19 protein-coding genes are annotated in these 23,970 nt (G+C 43.5%); 8 read left to right on the top strand and 11 right to left on the bottom strand.

All coding sequences use genetic code 11. The features are described 5' to 3' along the window. Nucleotides 1–159: 159 nt before the first annotated feature. The 3 genes from IQ264_RS20380 to IQ264_RS20365 all read right to left on the bottom strand — a co-directional run bounded on the left by IQ264_RS20380 (nt 160) and on the right by IQ264_RS20365 (nt 7,309). Entirely contained in the window at nt 160–1,770 is a 1,611-nt protein-coding gene (locus IQ264_RS20380; RefSeq protein ID WP_228061673.1) for a hypothetical protein, read from the bottom strand. A gap of 127 nt (nt 1,771–1,897) precedes the next feature. Beyond that, a complete protein-coding gene (locus IQ264_RS33905) occupies nt 1,898–4,327 on the bottom strand; it encodes a DUF4912 domain-containing protein (RefSeq protein ID WP_413470364.1) in 2,430 nt (809 codons plus the stop codon). A gap of 657 nt (nt 4,328–4,984) precedes the next feature. Beyond that, the gene (locus tag IQ264_RS20365; RefSeq protein ID WP_193982635.1) at nt 4,985–7,309 is read right to left on the bottom strand and encodes an IMS domain-containing protein; all 2,325 of its coding nucleotides are present in this window, start codon (nt 7,307–7,309) and stop codon (nt 4,985–4,987) included. Between the two features lie 39 nt (nt 7,310–7,348). On the opposite strand from IQ264_RS20365, the gene IQ264_RS20360 reads away from it, so the two are divergent. Both IQ264_RS20360 and pdhA read left to right on the top strand, forming a co-directional pair. After that, nucleotides 7,349–7,549 (top strand): hypothetical protein, encoded by a 201-nt coding sequence (locus IQ264_RS20360; RefSeq protein WP_193982634.1) that lies wholly within the window; start codon nt 7,349–7,351, stop codon nt 7,547–7,549. Nucleotides 7,550–7,613: 64 nt separating this feature from the next. Beyond that, entirely contained in the window at nt 7,614–8,648 is a 1,035-nt protein-coding gene (pdhA, locus tag IQ264_RS20355; RefSeq protein ID WP_193982633.1) for a pyruvate dehydrogenase (acetyl-transferring) E1 component subunit alpha, read from the top strand. A 271-nt stretch (nt 8,649–8,919) separates the two neighbouring features. Here pdhA and IQ264_RS20350 read toward each other — a convergent pair whose 3' ends face one another. After that, nucleotides 8,920–10,716, bottom strand: a complete 1,797-nt coding sequence (locus tag IQ264_RS20350; RefSeq protein WP_193982632.1) for a mechanosensitive ion channel family protein — start codon at nt 10,714–10,716, stop codon at nt 8,920–8,922. An 86-nt stretch (nt 10,717–10,802) separates the two neighbouring features. Beyond that, nucleotides 10,803–14,162, bottom strand: a complete 3,360-nt coding sequence (locus tag IQ264_RS20345) for a Calx-beta domain-containing protein (RefSeq protein ID WP_193982631.1) — start codon at nt 14,160–14,162, stop codon at nt 10,803–10,805. Nucleotides 14,163–14,441: 279 nt separating this feature from the next. Here IQ264_RS20345 and IQ264_RS20340 point away from each other — a divergent pair, with 279 nt between their 5' ends. Further along, nucleotides 14,442–15,056 (top strand): hypothetical protein, encoded by a 615-nt coding sequence (locus IQ264_RS20340; RefSeq protein WP_193982630.1) that lies wholly within the window; start codon nt 14,442–14,444, stop codon nt 15,054–15,056. 79 nt (nt 15,057–15,135) lie between these two features. On the opposite strand, the gene IQ264_RS20335 is transcribed toward IQ264_RS20340, so the two are convergent. The 5 genes from IQ264_RS20335 to IQ264_RS20315 form a co-directional block, all read right to left on the bottom strand. Beyond that, a complete protein-coding gene (locus tag IQ264_RS20335; protein ID WP_193982629.1) occupies nt 15,136–15,393 on the bottom strand; it encodes a hypothetical protein in 258 nt (85 codons plus the stop codon). A 106-nt stretch (nt 15,394–15,499) separates the two neighbouring features. Beyond that, nucleotides 15,500–16,132, bottom strand: coding sequence for a hypothetical protein (locus tag IQ264_RS20330; protein WP_193982628.1), 633 nt, complete (start codon nt 16,130–16,132; stop codon nt 15,500–15,502). A 49-nt stretch (nt 16,133–16,181) separates the two neighbouring features. Beyond that, nucleotides 16,182–17,447, bottom strand: coding sequence for a PrsW family intramembrane metalloprotease (locus IQ264_RS20325; protein WP_193982627.1), 1,266 nt, complete (start codon nt 17,445–17,447; stop codon nt 16,182–16,184). A 24-nt stretch (nt 17,448–17,471) separates the two neighbouring features. After that, the gene (locus tag IQ264_RS20320; protein WP_193982626.1) at nt 17,472–17,609 is read right to left on the bottom strand and encodes a hypothetical protein; all 138 of its coding nucleotides are present in this window, start codon (nt 17,607–17,609) and stop codon (nt 17,472–17,474) included. 188 nt (nt 17,610–17,797) lie between these two features. After that, nucleotides 17,798–18,028 carry a hypothetical protein gene (locus IQ264_RS20315; protein ID WP_193982625.1) on the bottom strand — a complete coding sequence of 77 codons (231 nt, stop codon included), beginning with the start codon at nt 18,026–18,028 and terminating at the stop codon, nt 17,798–17,800. Nucleotides 18,029–18,346: 318 nt separating this feature from the next. Here IQ264_RS20315 and IQ264_RS20310 point away from each other — a divergent pair, with 318 nt between their 5' ends. From IQ264_RS20310 to IQ264_RS20290, 5 genes are all read left to right on the top strand, one after another. Beyond that, nucleotides 18,347–19,330: an alpha-ketoacid dehydrogenase subunit beta gene (locus tag IQ264_RS20310; RefSeq protein ID WP_193982624.1), complete on the top strand. Its 984-nt coding sequence runs from the start codon at nt 18,347–18,349 to the stop codon at nt 19,328–19,330. A 256-nt stretch (nt 19,331–19,586) separates the two neighbouring features. Then, the gene (gene secD, locus IQ264_RS20305) at nt 19,587–20,996 is read left to right on the top strand and encodes a protein translocase subunit SecD (protein WP_193982623.1); all 1,410 of its coding nucleotides are present in this window, start codon (nt 19,587–19,589) and stop codon (nt 20,994–20,996) included. After that, the gene (secF, locus tag IQ264_RS20300) at nt 20,993–21,979 is read left to right on the top strand and encodes a protein translocase subunit SecF (protein ID WP_193982622.1); all 987 of its coding nucleotides are present in this window, start codon (nt 20,993–20,995) and stop codon (nt 21,977–21,979) included. Before secD ends, secF begins: the two co-directional genes overlap by 4 nt. Before the next feature lie 107 nt (nt 21,980–22,086). Then, on the top strand, nt 22,087–22,524 hold the full coding sequence (locus IQ264_RS20295; protein ID WP_228061672.1) for a hypothetical protein: 438 nt from the start codon (nt 22,087–22,089) through the stop codon (nt 22,522–22,524). A 32-nt stretch (nt 22,525–22,556) separates the two neighbouring features. Further along, nucleotides 22,557–23,093: a class I SAM-dependent methyltransferase gene (locus tag IQ264_RS20290; protein WP_193982621.1), complete on the top strand. Its 537-nt coding sequence runs from the start codon at nt 22,557–22,559 to the stop codon at nt 23,091–23,093. Here the strand turns inward: IQ264_RS20290 and IQ264_RS20285 are convergent. Next, a complete protein-coding gene (locus IQ264_RS20285) occupies nt 23,081–23,887 on the bottom strand; it encodes a Nif3-like dinuclear metal center hexameric protein (protein WP_193982620.1) in 807 nt (268 codons plus the stop codon). The two genes, IQ264_RS20290 and IQ264_RS20285, sit on opposite strands and share 13 nt — an antisense overlap. Nucleotides 23,888–23,970: the final 83 nt, after the last annotated feature.

Raw genomic sequence — 23,970 nt, 5'->3', positions numbered from 1 at the left:
GTTCATCTGTGTTTATCTGTGGACATCTGTGGTAAAAAAAACAATATTTCGGGTAATCAAAAAGTTTAAATTAATTCTTATCTGCGTTTATCTGCTTTCATCTGCGGTTAAAAAAAGTCTTCGCTAATCATCATTAACAAAGACTTTCTAAACTAATAATTACTGCATTTTACAGAACTTTCTTTCTCGATCGCTCTCCGGTTCTTGCCAAGAATAAGCAAAATGACTCACAGTATTAATTTGGGGTGCTACTTGGCGCATTGCTTGCATTTGTACTTCCAAAGATGGACGATTCCCGAAAGATTGACCCCAATTTCCGGCGATCGCAGGTCGAATATCTGTACCATAAGGAGCTAAGTTAACTACCCTTTGCAACTCTTGCACAATACAGCTAGTAGTACCACAATCTGCATAAATCATCGGATGCCATTCAATATTACTGGGAAACCTATCCCAAGGTTGTACCCGTGAATCAAAACCTTGACCCACAGCCTTATTTCCACCAGGAAAAAACACCGCACCAGAAGGCAAACCTAATCGCTGCACAGGTTCAACCGCTGACGAGAGAAAGTCTATCACCCCTTGAGCAGCATGAGCTACAGTTAATTGCCAAAGTTCTGTTTGTAAATATGGTTGACGTTGGGCGGGGGGCAGTATATCTTTCTTCAAATCAGGAGTACGTCCTTGCCAAAGTGGTTCACTTTCTTGGGGATAAAGTTGATCGACTTGAGCAATATCACCGCTATTAATAAATCCCTTACTTAAAAACCTGCGAATTAATTCCAAACCTTTATAGTTTAAAGCTCTTTGCAACAAAACTTGCTGAGCAGCATCGCCGTAAATCCACAAGTCTTGTACCTTTGTTGCGACGGAAGCTTCCCCCATACCTCTGGGATAACGAATATAATCAAACAGCATTCCATCGGGTTTACGTTTAAGTATGGCCTGAATTAACCGATTGTAATCCTGTCGAGCTTGTAAATTATAAGGATCGACAAAAGCCTTACTAGCATCACCCTTAGTTAAATCAGTATCCGCCCTAGCCTCATTCACCACATCCAAGCTAGTTTGATTTCGACCATTCCGTGCCATTATTTGTCTGCGATCGGGCCGTTGTGCATAAGCATAACCGAAATTCATCGAAAATAGCCAAGCATAAACCTTTAACCCCCGTTCCCGGCCTTTTTGAATCGCTTGGGCAAATAAATCCGCTTTTTCTGACCCTGGTACTTGAATAACAGATTGCCAAGGAGTTGGATTATCCGCTTGCGGCAATAATACTTGTGCGTCGTAAAAAACTTCTACATAAACTTGGTTATAACCCTTATTGACAATCCGATCCATAATGTAATCTAACGAACCAGGTCGCAAATCACACGGATACAAACGTAGCCAAATAGCTTGATTGCGAGGCCAATTTTGCTCCCGACACTCTTGTAATTGTTTTGCTTGTTTAGTAATTAGTTCTTTGTAACGTCTTTGTGCATCTTGATTTCCAGCCAAAGCCGTCTGTCGTAGGCTTTCTTTTTGTCTAATCATTTCAGCCGTTAACTGACAAGGTATTAGAATTTGTGCCCCAGTTGGTTGAATTCCCAAATTCTGACTAACTAAGGTAGTAGTGAAAACTCCGGCTAAAAACCCAGTACAGAAACGCATTTGGCGGCGTGTAATTGCTGGTAGAGATGGCATCGATCTGAAGTAACCTTTCATGCTATCAAGCTGAAAATCAACGACAAAACAGAGAATCAGATTTACTGATTTTGCACCCATACTTGCTTCCTAAAGCAGGATACTGCTTTTTTGAGCGAATGGGTAGAACGAAAATTGCCAAAATAAAACCCCGCTTGATTATCACATAGCGGGGAAAGATTACCTTTTTTAGATCAAAGATTTACATTTAGACTAGCCATTCTTCGATCGCTTCTTCCTTAGTATTCGTGTTCCGTGACGGAGTTTCGCGATTAAACTTCATGTGAATCGCTCTAGTTTGCTCACCATCAGCCGCCACCGCCATAATCGGATAATCAATTAAACCATCTTGGAACGACATCTGGAAGCGGAAAGTTCCATCTGGATTCAACTTAATCGGACGACCACCAATAGTAACAGTAGCATCCGGTTCAGTCGCACCGTAAACAATCAACTCAGCATCCGCAATCAACCAGAACTTGCGCGGACGAATCGGAGGCGCAGAAGCCGAAAAACCAAGTCCAGAAACCGTAGGCGCTGCCCACAATCCTACCCCAGAAGGAATGATATAGGAACTGAGTGCCTGTTCATGAGAACTCACCGCATAAGAACTCACCGCATAAGAACTGATGGGAATTTGATACGAACTCACCGCGTAAGAACTCAACCCATAAGAACTTATCGCTTGTTCGGCTGAACTTAACCCGTAGGAACTTATTGCATAAGAACTGATGGGAATTTGGTACGAACTGACGGCGTAAGAACTCAACCCATAAGAACTTATCGCTTGTTCGGCTGAACTTAACCCGTAGGAACTAATCGCGTAAGAACTGATGGGAATTTGGTACGAACTGACGGCGTAAGAACTCAACCCATAAGAACTTATCGCTTGTTCGGCTGAACTTAACCCGTAGGAACTTATTGCATAAGAACTGATGGGAATTTGGTACGAACTGACGGCGTAAGAACTCAACCCATAAGAACTGATCGCTTGTTCGGCTGAACTTAACCCATAAGAACTAATCGCGTAAGAACTGATGGGAAGTTGATAGGAACTGACGGCGTAAGAACTTAACGCCTGTTCATAAGAACTTAAGCCGTAGGAACTGAGTCCATAAGAACTGACAGCGTAAGAACTTATTGCCTGTTCATAAGAACTGAGTCCATAAGAACTGACAGCGTAAGAACTTATTGCCTGTTCATAAGAACTGAGTCCATAAGAACTAATGCCGTAGGAACTCAGAGCGTAAGAACTGACTACGCCGTAAGAACTCATGACTTCGTAAGAACTGACTACGCCATAGGAACTCATGACTTCATAAGAACTGACTACGCCATAGGAACTCAGAGCATAGGAACTAATGGCTTGTTCGTAGGAACTGAGTCCATAGGAACTAATGGCGTAAGAGCTAATCGCTTGTTCATAAGAACTTACTCCATAAGAACTGATGGCGTAAGAACTCAAGGGTACTGTGTAAGAGCTCACAGCATAAGAACTCATTGCCTGTTCATAAGAACTGACAGCGTAAGAGCTTATGGCGTAAGAGCTCACGGCGTAAGAACTCACGGCATAAGAACTTACTGCGTAGGAGCTCACAGCGTAAGAACTTACTGCGTAAGAGCTCACGGCGTAAGAACTGAGGGGTACAGCGTAAGAACTAACAGAAAAAGAACTGACTGCTGGTACGTAGGAACTGACGCTAAAAGAACTCAGTTGTACAGAATATGAACTGACAGCGTAAGAGCTAACTGAGTAGGAGCTAAGAGCTTGTTCATAAGAGCTGACTGCGTAGGAACTCACTGGTTGCATGGAGCCTGGTACTTGCTGCATGGAGCCAAATACGGAACCTGCGATGCGTTGTGCTTCAGCAACTTCTGCTAATTCAAAAATTTCTTTGGTGGCAACGCTGGCAACTTCTGCTACGCGCTTTTCTGGGGGTACTAGTTCAAAGAAAGTTTTGCCTTTGAGTTCTTCTTCCCAAGAAACGGTAATAAATTGGTCTTCAACCCAGTCTGAGGGATAGATGGGAGGGATGCGGATGGCTGCGGAACGAGCTAAGAGTAACCAGAAACCGTCAGTGCGTCTGTAACCAATTTCTACTACGTAGTCGCGATCGCTCACTGGAATTGGCAAATACCATTCCCTTGCTAGTTCATCACAAGGATATTCTTGAATGCTATGTGGACTTTGGTAATCCAGGGTAATATCTGTAACATCGTACAATCGCAACGCTAGTTGTTGTCCACCTTGACGACGCAATTCTTCTTTCGCTTCATAGGGGATATCCCAGTAAGCATAAGCCCACTGTGGATCGCGTGGCATTAAAACTATCCGGCATTCCCCGTAACCAGCCGGAAGATCGGCTAGTCCATCGTCTACTGTGGAAAGAATCTCTTCGCTCATCTCTTCTTGACCCAGGTCATACTTTGCGGCTTCCACTGCTTCTTGTGCCTCCATTTTTGTGATTTTTAGTTGAGCCGGAGCTTCTTGTACTTGTAGGTGTTGTTGTACTTCTAAAATTGCTGTTAACAGTTGCGATTTCCGCATCCGGCTATAACGAGAAATGCCGTACTCGCTGGCGACTTTTCGCAATTGTCGCAAGGTCATGTCTTCTAAAGGGGGACGTTCTTTCGTCATCTGTTCTTTCTCCAGTTTTCGGGACTACTTTTAAATCTGCTACTTTCTGAACGATTAAATTTGTTCATTTTCAGCTAGTTAACACCTCACAAACCTTTAATTTCCTGTGTTTTTTTGGGATTTTATCTGTTTATACGAAATTTATTTTCCATGTATTTTTTTCAATTTAGTCACTCCTTGCAAAAGACAAAACAAATGAGATTCTTTTTGCGATTTCCATTCCTAGTGCTGTCTCTGGTAGTTCACTGCAAACAATGTCCGTGCATCCGATCGGTAATGATGAAATTGGGTGGAGAAACATTTGTTAAATCATTCATAGCCAAGGAATCACTTTTTTTTTGGGATCGTGGGGATCGCTTTCTTCACAATATGTTGCAAAAATTCTGGCAGAAGGTCAAGGGGTTTCTACCATCATCCTGAGTACATTTACGTGATTATCGGGTGCTGACGCTACAAAATGTCATCAGATCATGACATTAGCCATTAAAGCCTATTTCGGTTATGTCAAAATTTCCTGACATAACCTGATGAAAGTATTTTTAAATCAAAAAATTAGCAATCAAGCACAAGCCCGGATGAATTTTATTTACTCATGACCTGTGCCGATCGCGCAGCGTTGCGTAGCCAATCGTTCAACTTTTCTAATATCACTGATAACTATCTTTTAACTGGCGTGATAGTTTTAATTTTCCACTGACCATTGTCACGCACTAAATCATATCTCACACGCAGATTAGGACTGTTATAAGACTCTTTTTGAATTGCTTGATTGTCTTGCAGAGTTTCTACTGATTCACTTACTTGTGCCTCTACTCTGGCTTCTTTAGCCGTTGTTCTCACAACTTTTACTGAATCTTCCTTAACATTGTGTTCGTATTTGCGAGACTTGTTTTGCCTTTGGGTTGTTTGTGCCAGTCTGCGCCAGCGAGATAATGCTGGGTCAACTAAAATATTGTTGAGGGCATCAATTTCATGTTGAGGGCCAAAAGCTTTGGATTTTGTATCTAGCCAGAGGACAACCGCTTGTTGAGCAACTTCTGGAGTAATCGGACCAGCAGTACTTAACATCGCAGTATTATTTTCTGGGGTAGGTGCGGGAACAGGTTCTACTTGTTCTATGGGTTTTTGTACTTGCGGTGCAGGTTTGGGGCTAAGAGCTTGAATAATCCAACTGATTAGTAGTATGGAGAGTCCGATTCCGAATAAGCCAATTAGTCCTAAAACTACCAAAGGCACTTCTCGATCGATTCTGCCTCTGCCTCTGGATGGCAACCAATTTTGCCAATTTGACCATCGATTGGCGCGTTGAGCGCGTCTGTTACTCATAGGAACGGATACTCCCCGAAGTGATGGATCGGTTTCTGTGGTAGTTCCGGCTGTGGTTTGATGTTTGGGTGTTCCAGCTCCTTGAATGACAGTTCGTTCACTCACTTGAGTTGTCTGAGCTTCTGTACTAGTTGTTCCCTGTGCTACTCGCTGGGCGGTGGGTACAGTTTGTAAGTTGTAGACGCTGGCATCTTCTATATCGCCAGCGGTGGTAAAGCTTCTGGCGTTGGCGTTTTCTCTGATTGCATCGGGGTTAGAAGCTTCAGCTTGGTTTGTGGAGTAGGTTAAACTGCGACTTCCTCCAGCAGCGGTACCTGCGCCAATACTAGAGACTCTCGACAATTGCTCAGATGCGATCGCTACCCAATCATTTACACCTTCTGTTTCCGGTGGCAATGCTTCTAAGCTACTTTGTAATTGTTCATCAGCAAAGTATTCTTTCAAAGATACTTGTTGATTTACCAAATCGCGGAAATGGGGAAAAACTTCTGACTGTAACCAATGTTCGCTATACAAACAAAGTCCGGGTAATAAATCTGGATCTCCTTGGGAATGTTCCCGAATAAAAGCGAGTGATTGGTGTTCGCCAGATAATTCTAAGGCTTGGGAAGCTTCTTCTGTTTGTCCCAATAATAGAGCCGCCACAGCCATTTCCAGATAAACATCTTGGCGCTTCAATAGCCTAGTAAGCAACATTTTGGCACGGCGAATTAAGCCCGGTTCTCTTTCTATAAATCCCCTAGCTAAAAGTGCATAAACTGCCAAATAGGTGGCAACTGCGGAAGGGCGACGCGCTTCTTGCTCAAATAAAGCTTGTTGTTCGGCAACGGTAAGATAGACCCGTAATTGCTGAATGAATCGCAGGAATTCATCTACACTTAACCCTGATTGATCGTTGCCATTGCCATCAATTCCTCCCCGTTCTTGCAGCATTTCTCGTAATAACTGCAATCCTTGACTACGGGATTCAATACTTTCTTGTGGCAAGGCTAATAATTCTAATATTCGGTAGGGTCGCAGTTTATAAACATCTGCTTGGAGTTCACCCCTAATGTTAGGAAATAATCCTTCTCGCAATAATACGTCTTGCCCAACATTTAAGGTAGTTGCGGCATTTTCATAGCGCCGCTGTTTCCATTGTTCCCGTCCTAATTCTAAGCAAGCTTGAGCAACTGTTAAAACTATATCTGGGCGGACAATTTTTGGTTCGCCGAATCGACCGTTTTCAATGTCTGTATTGCTAGAAGTCAGGTAATAACGTCCGAGTTTCAGGACTAATTCATATTCTCCTAACTCTGCCAAAATTAGCAAAGCACCCAGAAATTGGTCATCGTTAATTTCAATACTGGGGGAGTTAGGGTCAATGTTAAAGGTGATAGATTCTTCTGAATCAGTGGTTGCTGATTCAGTTTGTTCCTCAGTTTGTGGTTCGTAGGTTTTGGTGAGAAACGTAGCGTCGTAAGATTGTCGCTGTTCTGGGTTAGCAAGAACGGCGTGAGCTTCATCAATGAGTTGTTTACGACTTGCGATCGCCACTTCCGAGTACTCCCGCCTTGGTAGTTGCATAATGCGATCGCGATACGCCTGTTGCAACTGTTCGGCTGAAGCCTGAATAGGCAAACCTAGAATTCGATAATAGTCCAGTGGAATACGCACAGGCCACTTCCCCAGCAGCAAAGAACTTTAAGTTAGCTTATGTTATCTAAATTCACGCCACTTAGAAATAGTTTATTTACTTTTCGCAGCTTTGGTGGCGATCGAGTTTATGATATCTCCTCTGTCAAGACCCTGCATAGGTCATGGGATTTTCCATTGCCGATTTTAGATTTGATGCTCCGGCTAAATCTAAAATTGGTCAAGCCAATTCTACCAGTTAATGAGGTTTACAGCGATTAGTATAAGCTAAAAGATACTGCACAATATTAGTTTCGGGTTTTGCTGCGAGGATACAAGAAAAATTATGGTTCAGGAACGAACTTTGCCCGTATTTGATACGGCTTCAGCGCAAATTGACAAGGCAGAAGGTTTGCGGCTCTATGAAGATATGGTTTTAGGCCGCTTTTTTGAAGATAAGTGTGCTGAAATGTACTATCGGGGCAAAATGTTTGGTTTTGTCCACTTATACAACGGTCAGGAAGCGGTGTCTACTGGCGTGATTAAATCTTTACGTCAAGATGAGGATTATGTTTGCAGCACTTATCGCGATCACGTTCATGCTTTGAGTGCGGGTGTTCCAGCGCGAGAGGTAATGGCAGAGTTGTTTGGCAAGGCGACTGGCTGTTCTAAAGGTCGGGGTGGTTCGATGCACATGTTTTCCGGTGAGCATAATCTTTTGGGTGGTTATGCTTTTGTGGCGGAAGGCATTCCGGTGGCGACTGGTGCGGCTTTTCAATCTAAGTATCGTCGGGAAACGATGGGAGATGCCAATGCCGATCAAGTTACGGCTTGCTTTTTTGGCGATGGTGCTTGTAATAATGGTCAGTTTTATGAGTGCTTGAATATGGCGGCGCTGTGGAAACTGCCGATTCTTTATGTGGTAGAAAATAACAAGTGGGCGATCGGTATGGCTCACGAAAGAGCAACTTCAGAACCAGAAATTTACAAGAAAGCGGCTGCTTTTGGCATGGCTGGCTATGAAGTTGATGGTATGGATGTACTGGCAGTGCATCAGGTAGCGCAGGAAGCGGTGGCGCGTGCTCGTGCTGGTGAAGGCCCAACTTTAATTGAAGCATTAACTTATCGTTTCCGGGGTCACTCTTTGGCTGACCCGGATGAACTTCGCTCTAAAGAAGAGAAAGAATTCTGGTTTCCCCGCGATCCAATTAAGAAGTTGGGGGCTTATTTAACTGAACACAATTTGGCAACTGAAGACGAACTAAAGGCGATCGAACAAAAAATTCAAGCCGTTGTAGATGATTCAGTGGAATTTGCCCAAAATAGTCCTGAACCAGATCCTAGCGAGTTACATCGTTTTGTATTTGCAGAAGATGAGTAATTTGGTCAGGACTTACGCACTTAGATCCCCCAACCCCCTTAACAAGGGGGCTTAGAAGGTTCCCCCGTGATGTTAATAGCGAAGCTTCCTCTGGTTCCCCCCTTTTTAAGGGGGGCGGAGGGGGGATCTAAAAGGGGGGCTAGTTCGGATCTAAGTTTCAGGCTCCAGAGTGCGTAAGTCCTATTGGTGATGAGTGATTAGCAATTAACTGTAGTTGCTAGTTATTAATTTTGGCAACTTGTAGAGACGTTTCATGCAACGTCTCTACTAATTAACATTCTTTTAAAGCTCTGTTGTAACTAATCCTTTGAGGTTTGCCAATTTCGATGTTATTTGTTGCAAAAGCTTGGCGAACTCGCAAACGAAACTCTCGTCCAACACTCCATTGTTCCATCGGTGCGGTTTTTATCCAGACTCGTACTAACATTCCCTCGTGGGATAAATCATCAATACCTAAAACATCTGGTGGTTCAGGTAAACGCACTTGCCATTCTGGTTCACTATAAAGTTTTTGTCCTACTTCTCTCAAAATTTCTAATACTTTTTCGGGGTCATTTTCGTAGGCTACTACGATCGCAAAATCCACCCGTGACCAAAGGCGTGTTAAATTACTGACATCTGTAATATTACTGTTAGGAATTGTAATGAGTTGACCTTCGGCATTTCTCAATTGAGTTACTCGCAGATTCAAGTTTTCTACTAATCCGCTTTTCTCCCCAATTTGAATTACATCTCCGATCGCAAATTGATCTTCCATTAAAATTAAGCAGCCATTGACAAGATCCTTAATTAAACTTTGGGAACCAAAAGAAATTGCTAAACCAATCACAGCACCACCAGCCAAAATTGAACTAGTAGGAATGTCGAATAAGCTGAGTGTCCAGAGAATCCCAACAATCACTAAAACAAAAGTAATTAACCCTTTTAAAGCTCCAGCAATTGTTTTAGTTCGTAAGGCAATCCGCTGCGCTTCTGCTAAAGAAATTGCGGGATTGATTTTCCAGGGATGGATGAAGCGATCGATCGAGCTTTTGCTAATCCGAATCAATAAACTAATCGCAAACCAAATCACAAGCAATGCAAATGGTGTAGCTAATAACATAAGACTCAATTGCATCAGAATCGGTACTTGGGAGACGATGAAATAAATCCCGATATACCAGATTAAAATCAAAACCCAAATTAGGAACCATTTCAGAAATTTGTCAAACTCTAATCGTCTTTTCAAAGTGAATTGCTGTTGCATAGTAACGAGAAAAGAAGAGCGCAAATCAGCAATTTCCCTAGCTTCTGTCTCCTCTCCCTCCATCGTCTCAGATTCAGCTATATCCTGGGATTTCTTAACTTTTTCTGCTGCGATCGCAATTTCCAATTCTTTTTGATAACGAGCTTCCAGAGTTTGTTCCCGGCGACTCAATATTCGCCGCAATAACCAAATTACAGCACTAGCAATTAAAAGCCCCAACAAGATTTGTGTTGCTTGCCAGATTCTCTCCCGCAACACTTCCGGGGATAATAACTGCTTCATACGAACTATTTCCTCTTGAATAATTCCTTGCCATTCCTTAGCTAACTCTTCCAAACTTTTGCCGTTATAATCAGCATCGGGTTCTGTCACCGTGACTAACCGAATTGGACGAGAAGATCGTTCGTCACTAATTTGAATAATGTAGCGATTATTGAGTATGGCGGTTGAAACAGTTGGGGTTTGTTTTGCCTGAAAAGTTCGTTCTACAACTCGCCAAAGTCGATCGGCAATTTCCTGTGCTCTTGTCTCAACTGGAAGTCGCCCCTCTGGTATATTGTCACGATTCCAAATTGTTGGGGATGCCACTTCAAACAATATTTTATTGTCCAGAGGCGATCGAACTTTAGCAACTTCAAATTCCCCGATTCGCGTCACATTTGGTGGCGGCTGCATCGGATTGGTGGAAGCAGCTGTTGGCAAAGAAGGTATTTGACTCTGAACAGGGAGATTCCAGCCGATGATTAAACTGAGTGTAAATACGCCGATCAGGGTAAAGCGGATTACTCTCAGAAGGTGACGACGATATAACAGCCTATTCATAAGTCAAAAAATCACAGAAAGAAAACGAATTTATTTTAATCGGCTTTGGTGACTAAACTGCAAAAAATAGCAATAATTATCCCCAATTAACGCAGCGAAACAAAATCTGCTTGTGTAATCAAGTTAGCAGCAATTCCATTCAAAGTTGCCAACAATTCATTACTACCAAGCTGGGTAATTACGGTATTACTTCCACTTTGTGCGATTGCCAATTGTTGGAAAGTCAAACCTCCATATAAAGCCAACAAATCTACCCCATCTTGAAAGTCAGTAATCACATCACTACCTTTACCAGCAGCTAACACAAATTGGTCACTACCATTACCACCACTCAGAGAATCATTACCCAAATCACCACTGAGCAAATCATTACCATCACCACCAATTATAGTGTCATCACCTTTACCCCCATAAATCGAATCATTACCAGCTTCACCACTCAGCCAATCTGTACCTTGATTACCAAAAATTAAATCATCGCCAATACCGCCACAAATTTCATCATTATCACTATCAGAAGCGTTAGTTCCATTACCTCCGTAAAGCGTATCATTGCCATCATCACCGCACAGAAAATCATTGCCTAAATCGCCAAACACCAGATCATTTCCCGCTTCTCCGAACAGAAAATCCTGCCCTTGACCACCGTAGAGAGTATCATTACCATCCTCAGCAAAAATAAAGTCTTTCCCAGTATTACCGTAAAGCAAATCATTACCTTCACCGCCAAAGATCACATCATCATCGGTGCTTCCCGATAAATCATTAGTACCACAACCAAATACAGTATCGTCACCTTTATCGCCAGCTAAAATGTCATTGCCTTTATCGCCGTAGATAATGTCATTATCTTGACCACCGCGCACGAAATCATTACCTTGACCACCGCGCACTGTATCATTACCTTCATTACCGTGAACGTAATCTTGACCTTCGTTACCGTTGAGAAAATCGTTGCCTTTACCACCAGCAATCCAATCGTCATCGGTACTACCGTAAACTTGATCGCTTCCTTTTCCACCAAGTAAATTATCACTACCTCCTTCACCTAGTAAAAAATCATTTCCAGCAAAACCAAAAATCTGATCATTCCTAGTACTACCTACCAGAAAATTACCGTTGTCATCGTCATCTTGGAAATCGTCAGCAGGATATAAATCTATTAACACACCAGGCAAATTATTCAGATCGGGAGCAGTAACATAATCACAGAAACAATCTTCAAGATCGGCAATAGCAACACTGGCGTTTTTGTTAGCACCAACGTTGTAGCCATTACCACTGTTTAAGGTGAGTTGGACAGTTTCATTTGGGTCAAATACTGCGTCGGCAACTGGGGCGACATTTAAGATGGCGGTTTTTTGTCCAGCTGCAATAGTAAAACTGTTGGCAGTAACAGCAGCAATGTTGGAGCCTTGGGTTAGAGTGTAGTCAGTGGTGAGGGTAGCAGTTCCCGCCACACCATAGTTGATGGTCAAACCACCTGCAGGGGCGGGGCTATCTAAAGTAATGACAAATGTGCCATTGATTAAACCTCTTTCGCTAGCAAAGTCTTTCGAGGTAATGTTGACGGTGGGTGTGTTATCAGCAATTGTAATGCTGGCTTGAGTGGTAGCCCCTAGAGTGTAGCTGCTAGAACCCTTTTCTAAGGTGAGTTGGACGGTTTCATTGGGGTCAAATACGGTGTCGTCAACAGGGGTGACGTTTAAGGTAGCAGTGGTTTGTCCAGCAGCAATAGTAAAAGTTTTCGCCGCAATATTGGCAATGTTAGAGCCTGCTGTCAGAGTGAAGTCAGTAGTTTCGGTGGCGGTTCCTCCTACTTTATAAGCGATAGTTAGACCACCTGCGGGGGCAGGGTTGTCCAAAGTAATGATAAAAGTGCCATTGTCGCTGCCTCTTTCGTTGGCATTTGTACCAGGGGCAATGCTGACCACGCGGACATCATCGGCAATAGTCAGGGTGGCGTTATTGGCAGCACCGACGTTGTAGTTAGTTCCTTTTTCTAAGGTGAGTTGGACGGTTTCATTGGGGTCTTTCACTGCGTCGTCAACAGGTGTGACGTTTAAGGTAGCAGTGGTTTGTCCGGCAGCAATAGTAAAACTCTTGGCAGTAACGGCAGTAATGTTGTTCCCTGTGGCTAGGGTGTAGTCGGTGGTACGGGTGGCGGTTCCTGCTACTTTATAGTTGATGACTAGACCGCCTGCGGGGGCTGGTTTGTCTAAGGTAATCAGATAGGTGCCGTTGATGGTGCCTCTTTCGCTGGGATTTGTGCCTGCGGCAATGGTGACGTTGGGGAGAGTGGGGAGAGTGGGGATAACGGGGATTGTGACATCATTATCGGCAATGGTGAGGGTGGCGTTATTGGCTGCACCGACGGTATAGCCTGTGCCATTGTTTAAGGTGAATTGGACGGTTTCATTGGGGTCAACTACGTTGTCGTCAAAGGGGGAGACGATGATGGTGGCTGTGGTTTGTCCGGCGGCAATGGTAAAATCGGTGGCAGTTGCCGCGATAATGTTGTTGCCTGGGGCTAGGTGGTAGTCGGTGTTATTGGTGGCGGTTCCGGCTACACCATAGTTAATGGTCAAACCGCCTGCGGGGGCGGGTTTGTCTAAAGTAATCAGGTAGGTGCCGTTGCTGCTGCCTGCTTCGCTGGGATTTGTGCCTGCGGCAATGGTGATAACTGGGGGAATTATCGGAGGCGCTACATCATCATCGATAATGCCGATAGTGCTTTGAGAAGTTAAGGTATCCAGCTTATAGTTACTACCACTGGTTAAGGTGAGTCTGACGGCTTCAGTTCCTTCAACGTCTGTGTCGTCAACGGGGGTGACGTTTAAGGTGGCGGTAGTTTGTCCGGCAGCAATGGTAAAACTGGTGGGAGTAACGGCGGTAATGTTGGTGCCTGTGGCTAGGTGGTAGTCGCTGTTACGAGTGGCGGTTCCGTCCAGGTTATAGTTAATGGTCAGACCGCCTGCGGGTGCGGGATAGTCTAGGACGATGCCAAATAAGCCGTTGACGGTGCCTTGTTCTTCGGCATTTTTGCCTGAAGTGACTTTGACGGTGGGTACAACTACTCCCAGTTTGGCTACGAAGCTGTCTTGACCTCCTTGGGAATTTAGAAGTTTAGTCCCGAAGCTGGCGCTGCCATTGAACGCGCCTGTGACGTAGACGTTGCCACTACTGTCGGTGGCGATGCCTCTGCCATTATCATTACCACTACCCCCCAGATCGATCGCCTCAGTGATGTTGCCACTGCTGTCCAGTTTGGCTACGTAGATGTCAGCGCTTCCTTGGGAAGTCAGGGTAACACTCCCAAAAGTTTTAGCGCCAGTGAATCCGCCTGTGACGTAGAGGTTGCCGCTACTGTCGCTGGCAATGCCGTAGCCAGGACCTGCCAAACTTTTCGTCCAAGTGACGTTGCCACTGCTGTCCAGTTTGGTCACGAAGGGGTCAGGGATTGTCCCCGATGGACCCGCAATAGTGTATGTGATGTAGGTATTGCTGCTACCGTCAGTAGAGATCTTCGTTACATTATCGTTGTACTGATCACCGAAATTTTTCGCCCACGTAACATTGCCGCTGCTGTCCAGTTTGGTCACGAAGATGTCAATGCCTCCCTTGGAAGTCAGGGTCGTATTCCCGAAGGTGACAGGATTTATGAAAGCGCCCGTGATGTATGTATTGCCGCTACTGTCGGTGCTAATGCTCCTACCACCGTCTGATTGACCACCACCGAAACTTTTTGCCCAAGCAACGTTGCCACTGCCGTCCAGTTTGGTAACAAAGATGTCCTCTGCTCCCTGGGAAGTCAGGGTCGTATTCCCGAAGGTGGCGCTGCCTTGGAAACTGCCTGTGGTGTAGATGTTGCCGCTACTATCGGTGGCGATGCTGTAGCTTCTGTTATTGCCGGTACCACCGAAACTTTTCGCCCAAGTGACGTTGCCACTGCTGTCCTGTTTGGTTACGAAGATGTCATCGCTTCCCTGGGAAGTCAGGGTCGTATTCCCAAAGGTGGCGCTGCCTTGGAAATAGCCTGTGGTGTAGAGGTTGCCGCTACTGTCGGTGACTATGCTAATTCCATAGTCGGGGTTGACACCACCGAAACTTTTTGCCCAAGCAACGTTGCCATATCTGTCCTGTTTGGTTACGAAGATGTCATTGCTTCCCTGAGAAGTCAGGGTCGTAGTCCCGAAGGTGGCGCTGCCTTGGAAAGTGCCTGTAGTGTAGATGTAGGTGATGTTGCTGCTACTGTCGGTAACGATGTCGTTGCCTACATCGAACCCAGTACCACCGAAACCTTTCGCCCAAATAACATCGGTCATTGTGAACTCCTGTGAATTTAATGAAGAAAGAACTTTGTTTGCAGGGAGAAGTGATTCTCCTCCCTGGGTTAGACGTTTGGGGGATTTCCTTGATTTAGAGTGATCGAATTAAAAGGTTTAATCCGCTGGTGGTTCTGATCGCCACACAGTTTCCGGTGCGACGTTCTCTCCAATTGCTAAAAAAGCGATACTTGGTACCGTCGTCTAGTTCAACTACAAAGATGGTGGTAGCACCTTGTTGTTTTTGCTTGACTACACAATGCCCGTTAAATCTGGGATATTCAGAATTTTCGTCAGTTAGTTTGCAACGACCTTGGGTTCTGGCAACAACTTCTGCGGAAACTGGAGGCACAAAAGGTAAAACCCAAGTGGCAATGGTTAATCCAACAGTTCCTAATGTGTCAATTTTTGATTCAAGTTGATTTTTATTTATTGCTCCTCACAAAAAATTAGCTTTACTATAACCGACCTTCGTCTACGTCGCTGTAGATGTAGTTGTAAAATTCGTCTCCGGTGACGGCGTTGATAACTGTGATGCGTTTAGTGTTGCGATCGTAAATAACTCGCACTCGTCCATCCGATCCAATAAAGGTGTTGCCGGATGTCCGTCTGAGCACTCCTGAATATTTGAACTCTCCTTCGGTGATCCTGACTGTGATTTCGTTAGGAGTTTTTCTGGTGATAACGGTGACTGGGGTGGGGGAGGAACTACTGCTTGTAGATGAGTTGGATTGATTATCATTGCCAGAAGCGGTGTCCCAGTAGACGTAGATTGATTGATTGGCAAGGCGAAAAATTTGCCCTGCTTCACCTAGTCCTGATTGGCGATAGGCGCGTTGACCATTTTGATCTTGATAGTTACCGGGTTGATTGCCTACTGGACGCAGTTCGTAGCGTCTGCCGTTTTCCAGTTGAATGCTGACAAAACCTTGCCTTTGGGAAAAGGTACAGGGGCCAGAAGAGGTGGCCCGATCTTCACCTTTGGGATAAACATCGCAACGCGCTTGAACGGTGTCGGCTTTGGCTGCAATAGCGATGCTAAGAGATGTCAAAGACAGAATAGATGCGAGGGCAATTGTTTGAATTTTCATTAGTTACGCTCTATGGAGAAAAAATTAGTTTACTACAAACAACCTTCGTCTACGTTTCTGTAGATAACTTGACTCGATCGCGTAACCGCGCCAACTCCTCGCGCCAGAAGGCGACTAAAGGATCGGTTTCCACATCTTTTCCGTCATGATGAACGCGCCATTTGCGAATTGCCAGTTCGTTCTGTGCGCGGACGATCGCTTCTGATGTGCGCCGATCCAACCCCGGAATGCGACGAGTGGCAAATTGGCGATCGCGCTTCACCCCCTCATATTCCTCTTTTGTAATCACTGGTTCTCCTTCATCTGCCAACCCATCCCGAATCACCTGCAACTCCCAAAGACCACTCTGCCAGAGCATTACCCCCACAATCAGAAAAAATGGGAAAAAGCCGATCGCTCTGATCGCACTATGCTGAAACCACTGATTGAGAAAAGGTTCAACAACCGCAGCAACGGCTGGTTTGGCAGGTTCATGTGCGGCGATCGATTTACCCGTCACCAGATAGATCGCTAAGAAAAAAATTAGACCGAGCGCATTATTAAGGAAGTGTCCTACAAAACCCAACAACCAGCCAGTCACGGGTGCCACATACCGCAGCCATTGATGAGTTGTTTGGCGAGCTAAACCAAGTCCCATGCCAAATAGACCTGAATACAGTGCGTGTCCGGCTAAACCAAATAGGGCAAAGCGATCGGCCATTTGAAAATACAGAGGCATATCCCCCGTAGTGATAAATCCTTTCGTCACATAAAAGGGCGCTTCCAGCATATTGAAGCCAATCCCTACCAGCGCACCGTAAATAAACCCATCCCGCACCCCATCAAATTCTGACTTGAGAAGCCAGAATAAAAGCAAAATCCCTAATCCTTTGGTGGTTTCCTCGACTATCGGACCTGCTATTGGTGCGGCAATAATTGTTTTGGCATTAGAACCATAAATAGTCTGAAGGATGGGGGTTGTTTTTACCAGATTGCTAATATTTTCAAATATCCAGTTGTTAATCGGGTAGGCTAGCGCAGTTGCAATCAAGGCACCCCACAAAATGGCAATCAAGTAAAGCCACTTTGATTCTGGTTCGCGCCGATCTAAAAACCACAAAATTGCTAGAGGAATAATCGAGATTAGTAGTGTTCCTGCCAGACTAAGGAAAAAGATTTGAAAACCCGCAGGAGACATAGAGCCGAAAAAATCGCGAATCAGGACGATCGCACTGATAATCACCAGCACTGCTAAGAAGAGAGCAATGGGTATCGCCTTGCGGGGGTCACTTAAGGGAGATTCATAGAGGATTCTGGCTCGGTTGGTTAATGACATAAGCACCTCGATAGCTGTTCAAAGTTATTCATCTGCTTTGGGATAAACGTCACAACGCGCTTGAACAGTATCGGCTTGGGCGGGAAGGAGCGGGCTTAGGGAGGCGATCGCTAATCCAATACTGCTACAAACTAATAGTTTGTTGTTCAAGTAGATTTTCACGGATTACTCTTAATTCATAAAGTTTGCTATTTGTCAACTGACTTAGGGCTTACTTCGATTGAGTTTATGGCATTAAGCATATACTAAGAACCAGCAAAATTTTCCTCCTGCTATAGCAAATGGCAGAAGGCTCCAAGGAAAAAGCTTTAAAAACAAGGGTTTTAGCTTGAATGGGGTAGAGCCCAAATTTAAATCTCAAAATTCATCTTTGGACAAGGTTCGCTAGAAAATCTTGGTGCGATCGATCGGTCAAGTTGATCAACTTCCTGACGAGCATATCTTTTAATTACGGAATGTAAATTGCTTTTTGTTACTTGTATTCCCAATGCTTGAGATAGTCTCCGCCACAGTTTGGAACCAACATCTTTTATATAATCACTACTGTAGCCAGATGCAGCGGCTATTTCATGATAAGACAATCCTTGCCAAGATTGATAAAGCAAACTAACGGAAAAGTGTGAGACTAAGTTTTAAGCAAAAACCCGATTTCTGAAAGTAATTACCTGATTTCAGTTTGGGGATAAGAAGGAGAAAGTGAGTTTTTTGGGTTATAGTGCGTCAATTTTAAATATTAGCCAAGTTGTCACAAAACTTGGCTAATATCTATTTGTTTCTGGTTCTTAGGCTCTTAACTTCACCTTCGCGTTAAGTTTTGATTGTACGATCGCACTCCCAAATCATTGCCACAAAAAGGTAATATGAAGGTTTGACGAAACCAAACTCCTCTCTGAACACCAATGGCAGACACACTACTGTTTAATGCACTCCGGGAAGCTATTGATGAAGAAATGGCGCGAGATCCGGCTGTATTTGTCTTGGGAGAAGACGTAGGTCACTACGGCGGTTCCTACAAAGTTACTAAAGACCTGTATGAGAAATATGGCGAATTGCGGGTGTTGGATACACCGATCGCAGAAAATAGTTTTACTGGGTTAGCAGTTGGCGCAGCAATGACTGGATTGCGACCAATTATCGAAGGCATGAATATGGGTTTTCTGTTGCTTGCCTTTAACCAAATTGCTAATAATGCCGGAATGCTACGTTATACTTCCGGCGGAAATTTCAAAATTCCAATGGTAATTCGTGGCCCTGGTGGTGTGGGTAGACAATTAGGTGCGGAACATTCGCAACGTTTAGAAGCTTATTTCCAAGCAGTTCCAGGTTTAAAAATTGTCGCTTGTTCTACACCTTACAATGCTAAAGGGTTGCTGAAATCGGCTATTCGTGATGAAAACCCAGTGCTATTTTTTGAGCACGTTCTGTTGTACAACTTGAAAGAGAATTTGCCAGAAAAAGAATACTTACTGCCTTTGGATAAAGCAGAAGTAGTGAGAAAAGGTGAAGATGTGACGATTTTGACTTACTCCCGGATGCGTCATCATGTGTTGCAAGCTCTAAAAACTCTGGAAAAGGAAGGTTTCGATCCAGAGGTTATTGATTTAATTTCTCTTAAACCTCTAGATATGGAAACCATAGGTGCTTCTATCAAGAAAACCCATAAGGTAATTATTGTAGAAGAGTGCATGAAAACTGGCGGTATTGCTGCTGAGTTAATTGCTTCAATTAACGATCGCTTTTTTGATGAATTAGACGCGCCTGTATTGCGGCTTTCTTCTCAAGATATTCCTACTCCTTACAATGGAATGTTGGAGCGTTTAACCATTGTACAGCCGGAACAAATTGTCGAGGCGGTGCAAAAAATGGTGGCGCTACGAGTCTAGATTTTTCCCATAAAACCCGCAAAAGAAGGCTATCATAGCATCGATCTGCGCGGGTTTTGTTATGGAAAAACCAAGTCGTTTATTGGCTGTGAGCGTAGTTTTTTTCATAAGGGCGATTGCAAGAGGTAACTTTACTGCCAAATCAGCTGATGAATTGGCTGTGCAGTTGCGCGGCGGGGCTTCAGCATCGCCATAAGTTTTAGGACAAAATTAACAAAAGAACGTTACTATAACATTTGTCTGTGCGGGTTTTGTTATGGGTAATAAACAACGTCCCTTATTAGCTCTTATTTTTGTTCTGGTTATCGCTGCGATCGTAGTTCTGGTGCAGTTTCCCATCCGTTTGGGGTTGGATTTACAAGGCGGTTCTCAGCTGACGCTGCAAATTAAGCAGACCGATCAGAAAAGAGAAATTACTGACAAAGACCTGGAAGCGATCCAAAATGTGGTAGAAAAACGGATTAATGCTTTGGGTGTTTCAGAAGCTGTGGTACAAACTGTGGGTAACAATCAGTTGTTGGTGCAGTTACCAGGTGTGAAAGACCCTCAGGAGGCGGAAAGGGTTTTGGGTGGTACGGCGCAATTAGAGTTTCGTCAGCAGGCGAATAAGCCGGAAGTTCAGGCGCAATTACAGGTAAGAAGAATTGAGCTAGCTGGGTTACAAGAAAAACAATCTGAATTAGCTAAAGGTAATGATGAAGCGGCGATCGCTGCTAATGCTGCTCAGATTAAACAAAAGACGGCAGAAATTCAAGCCCTACAATTACAACTTTTTGAATCTGTGGGACTAACGGGGAAAAACTTAACAAATGCTGAACCACAAACCGATCAAGGTAATGAATGGAATGTGGCTATTGAGTTTGATAATGAAGGGGCAGAAAAGTTCGCGCAACTAACTAAAAATATTGCGGGGACTGGACGAGGAATCGGCATTTTCTTAGACAATGAATTGATTAGTTCTCCAGTAGTTGATGCCAAATATGGCAATACGGGAATTGTTGGTGGTAGAGCGGTAATTAGCGGAAATTTTACTACTAAAACAGCTTATGAATTGGCTGTACAATTACGGGGTGGTGCTTTACCTTTCCCTGTGGAAGTAGTAGAAAACCGGACGGTGGGTGCAACTTTAGGAAGAGACAGTATTCAGAGCAGTATTTACGCTGGGGTTGTTGGCTTAAGTTTAGTGTTAATCTTCATGGTGGTTTACTATCGACTACCGGGAGCGATCGCTGATATTTCATTGTTAATTTATGCTTTGCTAACATTAGCGACTTTTGCTTTATTAGGCGTGACTTTGACTTTACCAGGTATTGCTGGTTTTATTCTCAGCATTGGTATGGCAGTAGATGCCAACGTGCTAATTTTTGAAAGAACCAGAGAAGAATTAAGGGCTGGTAAGAGTTTATATCGTTCTGTAGAATCAGGTTTTTATCGAGCTTTTTCCAGCATTTTAGATAGTAATGTGACGACTTGGATCGCCTGTGCTGCGTTATTTTGGTTAGGCACTGGTTTGGTAAAAGGTTTTGCTTTAACGCTGGCACTTGGGGTAGCAGTGAGTATGTTTACAGCTATTACTTGTAGTCGCACATTAATGATGTTGGCAATTACAATTCCTGAATTTCGTAAACCAGAATTGTTTGTGCCGAAAACTGAGGTGGTGCGATGAAATTATATGTAAACAAAAATCGGAAGAAATGGTGGCTGTTGTCTTCTGTTGTCCTGATTAGTGGACTAGTTGCTTTGCTGATTTCTTGGGCAACAATTGGCGCACCTTTGCGCCCAAGTTTGGATTTTGTCGGTGGTACGAGGCTGCAATTTGAGTTGGATTGTTCCCAACCGAATAATTGCGATAAACCGATTAATATTGGCGAAGTTAGACAAATTGTTGAGGCGCAAGGTTTACCATCTTCAAGTAGTATTCAGTTGGTGGGAAGCGATCGCAACGGCTTTTCCATCCGCACCAAATATTTAGGTGTAGATGAACGGACTAAACTACAATCGGCATTAGAACAAAAAGTTGGTAAATTTGACCCGAAAAAGACTTCAATTGAGACTGTTGGGCCAACTCTTGGTAGGCAACTTTTCGCCTCTGGTTTAATCGCATTACTAGTTTCTTTTGCCGGAATTACTGTTTACCTGAGTTTTAGATTTCAGTTTGATTACGCTGTATTTGCTTTAGTAGCATTGCTACACGATGTTTGGTTAACTTGTGGCGTTTTTGCCATATTGGGTTTAGTTTTAGGCGTGGAAGTTGATAGTTTGTTTATAGTAGCTTTGCTGACAATTATCGGCTTTTCAGTTAACGACACGGTGGTAATTTATGACCGAATTCGGGAGATTATTGTTAAAGATGGCGATCGACCAATAGCTAACATTGTAGATGATGGGGTAGATCAAACCTTAACCAGGTCAATTAACACTACAATGACCACTTTGTTAACCTTGTTCGCCATTTTCTTGTTTGGTGGTGAAAGTCTGAAATACTTCGCTTTAGCCTTAATTGTTGGCTTTACTACAGGTGCTTATTCCAGTATTTTCATCGCTAGTACTTTGTTAGCTTGGTGGCGAGAAAAAACTGGCAGAGGAATTCCTGCTGCGGCAACAAGTGGCAAGAAAATTTCTCCTACACCTAATTCGGAAGAAGTTTAATTAGGTCATTGGTCATTAGTTAATAGTAATTTGTTAAAACATTTAAAATAAATTACTTCTTGAACCATGAATAATGACCAATGACTAATAACTAATAACAATGACCAATGACTAATCAAATGAAACAAGATGAAGATAAATTAGAAATAATAAATGCCCAAGCAGATCCAAGTTTTGCCGCACAAGTGCAACGATTATTAGAACTTACCGTTTATGGCAGATGGTTATTTGTCGGGTTACTTTGGCTAACTATTGGTAGTTTAAGTTTGTGGGCTTTGCGGGGCGAAATTGCTTTATTGCAACAACATTTTACTTGGGTTGCTCTTAAATATGGTTTAGTATATAATCGCTTACCTGCAATGGGTTTGGCTTTATGTGTGGGAATGACTGTAGCCGTAATGCTTTGGCAAAGTCGCAATATCTTAATCGGAATGCCACCAGTAGAAAGGCGACGCTTAGAACAACAAGTGTTCCGCATCCGCCAACAAGGGAAAAGCCATCCCTTATGGAATTTTGTTTGCCAACCTAAGAAAAACAGTGGTTAATTTGACACAAATCGCTGTTTTTCATTGAGCTTATGGATAAAAAAGCTATTAGAAGAGAATATGAAACGTATAGTGTTCAAGGTTTTTATGAAAGGTTTGGTGATGAGTATAGAAACCCGCATGAAGCATTAATTAACAGAGTTATAGAAGAATCTGTTAATAAATGGCAACTAAATTGCGATCGAGTTTTAGATTTAGCTTGTGGTAGTGGTGAAGTTACTCTGGCTTTGCAAAGTTTTGGGGTAACTAATATTACAGGAATCGATCCTTATACTTATAATGCTTATTGCCAACGCACAGGTAAACAGGCAGAAATTTATACTTTTGAGGATATTGCGGCTGGTGTTTTAAGGGGTAGAAATTACAGTTTAATTGTGTGCAGTTTTGCTTTGCATTTAGTAGATCGATCGCGTTTACCTTTGCTACTCTATCATTTGAGTTTAATTGCTGATACAATGGTGATTATTACGCCGCACAAGCGCCCACAGTTAAAGTCAGAATGGGGTTGGATATTTTTAGATGAAATTACGATCGAAAGAGTGCGGGCTTGGTTGTTTCAAACTCCATAAAACCAGCGGAAATCTTCGTCTTTTTCGCTGAGTTTCACCCATTCCACGCCTAAGTTGTGGAATTTTTGCACTAAGCGATCGCACGCTGGTCTTTCTGTGGCATAATGTCCAGCATCGATTAAAATTAAATTGCGATCGCGTGCTTCTTGAAATTGATGAAACTTACAATCCGAAGTTAAATAAACTTGCGCCCCGGTTTTCACAACCGCAGAAATATAACTCGCGCCCGAACCACCTAAAACCGCAACTCTACTAATATTTTGCAGCAAATCTACTGAAGGGGAAAAGATTAAATCGGGCGGCGACAGGCGAGTTTTAATTTGCGAAAGTAACTCCTGTAAACTTAAGCTTGGAGATAAATTTCCCACTCTTCCGTAACCTAATCCATCTTGAGTTAGCGTAATAGGAGTTACTTCTTTTAACTCCAAAATTTGTGCCAAAACATCGGCTGTGCCATCATTAACTTGATCGAAATTGGTATGAGCAGTATAAACACCAATTTGATGAGTAAAAGCTAATCTCACCATTTCCGAAATTGGGTTTCCGCTGCGAATAGATTTGAGAGGACTGAAAATCAATGGATGATGAGCAAAAATTAAATTAATTGTAATACCTTGGTTGCGAAGTGCGATCGCTTCTTGCATCACCGCCAAAGTTGGAGTTAAACATATCAAAACCCTGGCTGGCGCATCTAAAATTCCTGGTTCAATTTGCCAACCGCAGTTATCCCAACTTTCTTGCCATGCTGGGTTAGCCCAATTTTCCCACCAATTGATTAATTCCGCAATTTTCATAAGTAAAGGCTAATCGATAATTTAACTTTACCAGGACAAGCGGTGCAGGGGGACAAGGGGACAAGGGGACAAGGGGACAAGGG

It is taken from the genome of [Phormidium] sp. LEGE 05292 (assembly GCF_015207735.1).
Classification (GTDB): Bacteria; Cyanobacteriota; Cyanobacteriia; order Cyanobacteriales; family Aerosakkonemataceae; genus Floridanema.
The sequence above is the reverse complement of the archived record's forward strand: the minus strand, read 5'-3'. Positions and strand labels throughout refer to the sequence as shown.

Coding starts and splice junctions, on each gene's coding strand:
- IQ264_RS20290 (WP_193982621.1), top strand. CDS start 22,557: ATGGATAAAAAAGCTATTAGAAGAGAATATGAAACGTATAGTGTTCAA.
- secD (WP_193982623.1), top strand. CDS start 19,587: ATGGGTAATAAACAACGTCCCTTATTAGCTCTTATTTTTGTTCTGGTT.
- pdhA (WP_193982633.1), top strand. CDS start 7,614: ATGGTTCAGGAACGAACTTTGCCCGTATTTGATACGGCTTCAGCGCAA.
- IQ264_RS20360 (WP_193982634.1), top strand. CDS start 7,349: ATGTTATCTAAATTCACGCCACTTAGAAATAGTTTATTTACTTTTCGC.
- IQ264_RS20325 (WP_193982627.1), bottom strand. CDS start 17,447: ATGTCATTAACCAACCGAGCCAGAATCCTCTATGAATCTCCCTTAAGT.
- IQ264_RS20310 (WP_193982624.1), top strand. CDS start 18,347: ATGGCAGACACACTACTGTTTAATGCACTCCGGGAAGCTATTGATGAA.
- IQ264_RS20350 (WP_193982632.1), bottom strand. CDS start 10,716: ATGAATAGGCTGTTATATCGTCGTCACCTTCTGAGAGTAATCCGCTTT.
- IQ264_RS33905 (WP_413470364.1), bottom strand. CDS start 4,327: ATGACGAAAGAACGTCCCCCTTTAGAAGACATGACCTTGCGACAATTG.
- secF (WP_193982622.1), top strand. CDS start 20,993: ATGAAATTATATGTAAACAAAAATCGGAAGAAATGGTGGCTGTTGTCT.
- IQ264_RS20285 (WP_193982620.1), bottom strand. CDS start 23,887: ATGAAAATTGCGGAATTAATCAATTGGTGGGAAAATTGGGCTAACCCA.
- IQ264_RS20380 (WP_228061673.1), bottom strand. CDS start 1,770: ATGGGTGCAAAATCAGTAAATCTGATTCTCTGTTTTGTCGTTGATTTT.
- IQ264_RS20295 (WP_228061672.1), top strand. CDS start 22,087: ATGACTAATCAAATGAAACAAGATGAAGATAAATTAGAAATAATAAAT.
- IQ264_RS20330 (WP_193982628.1), bottom strand. CDS start 16,132: ATGAAAATTCAAACAATTGCCCTCGCATCTATTCTGTCTTTGACATCT.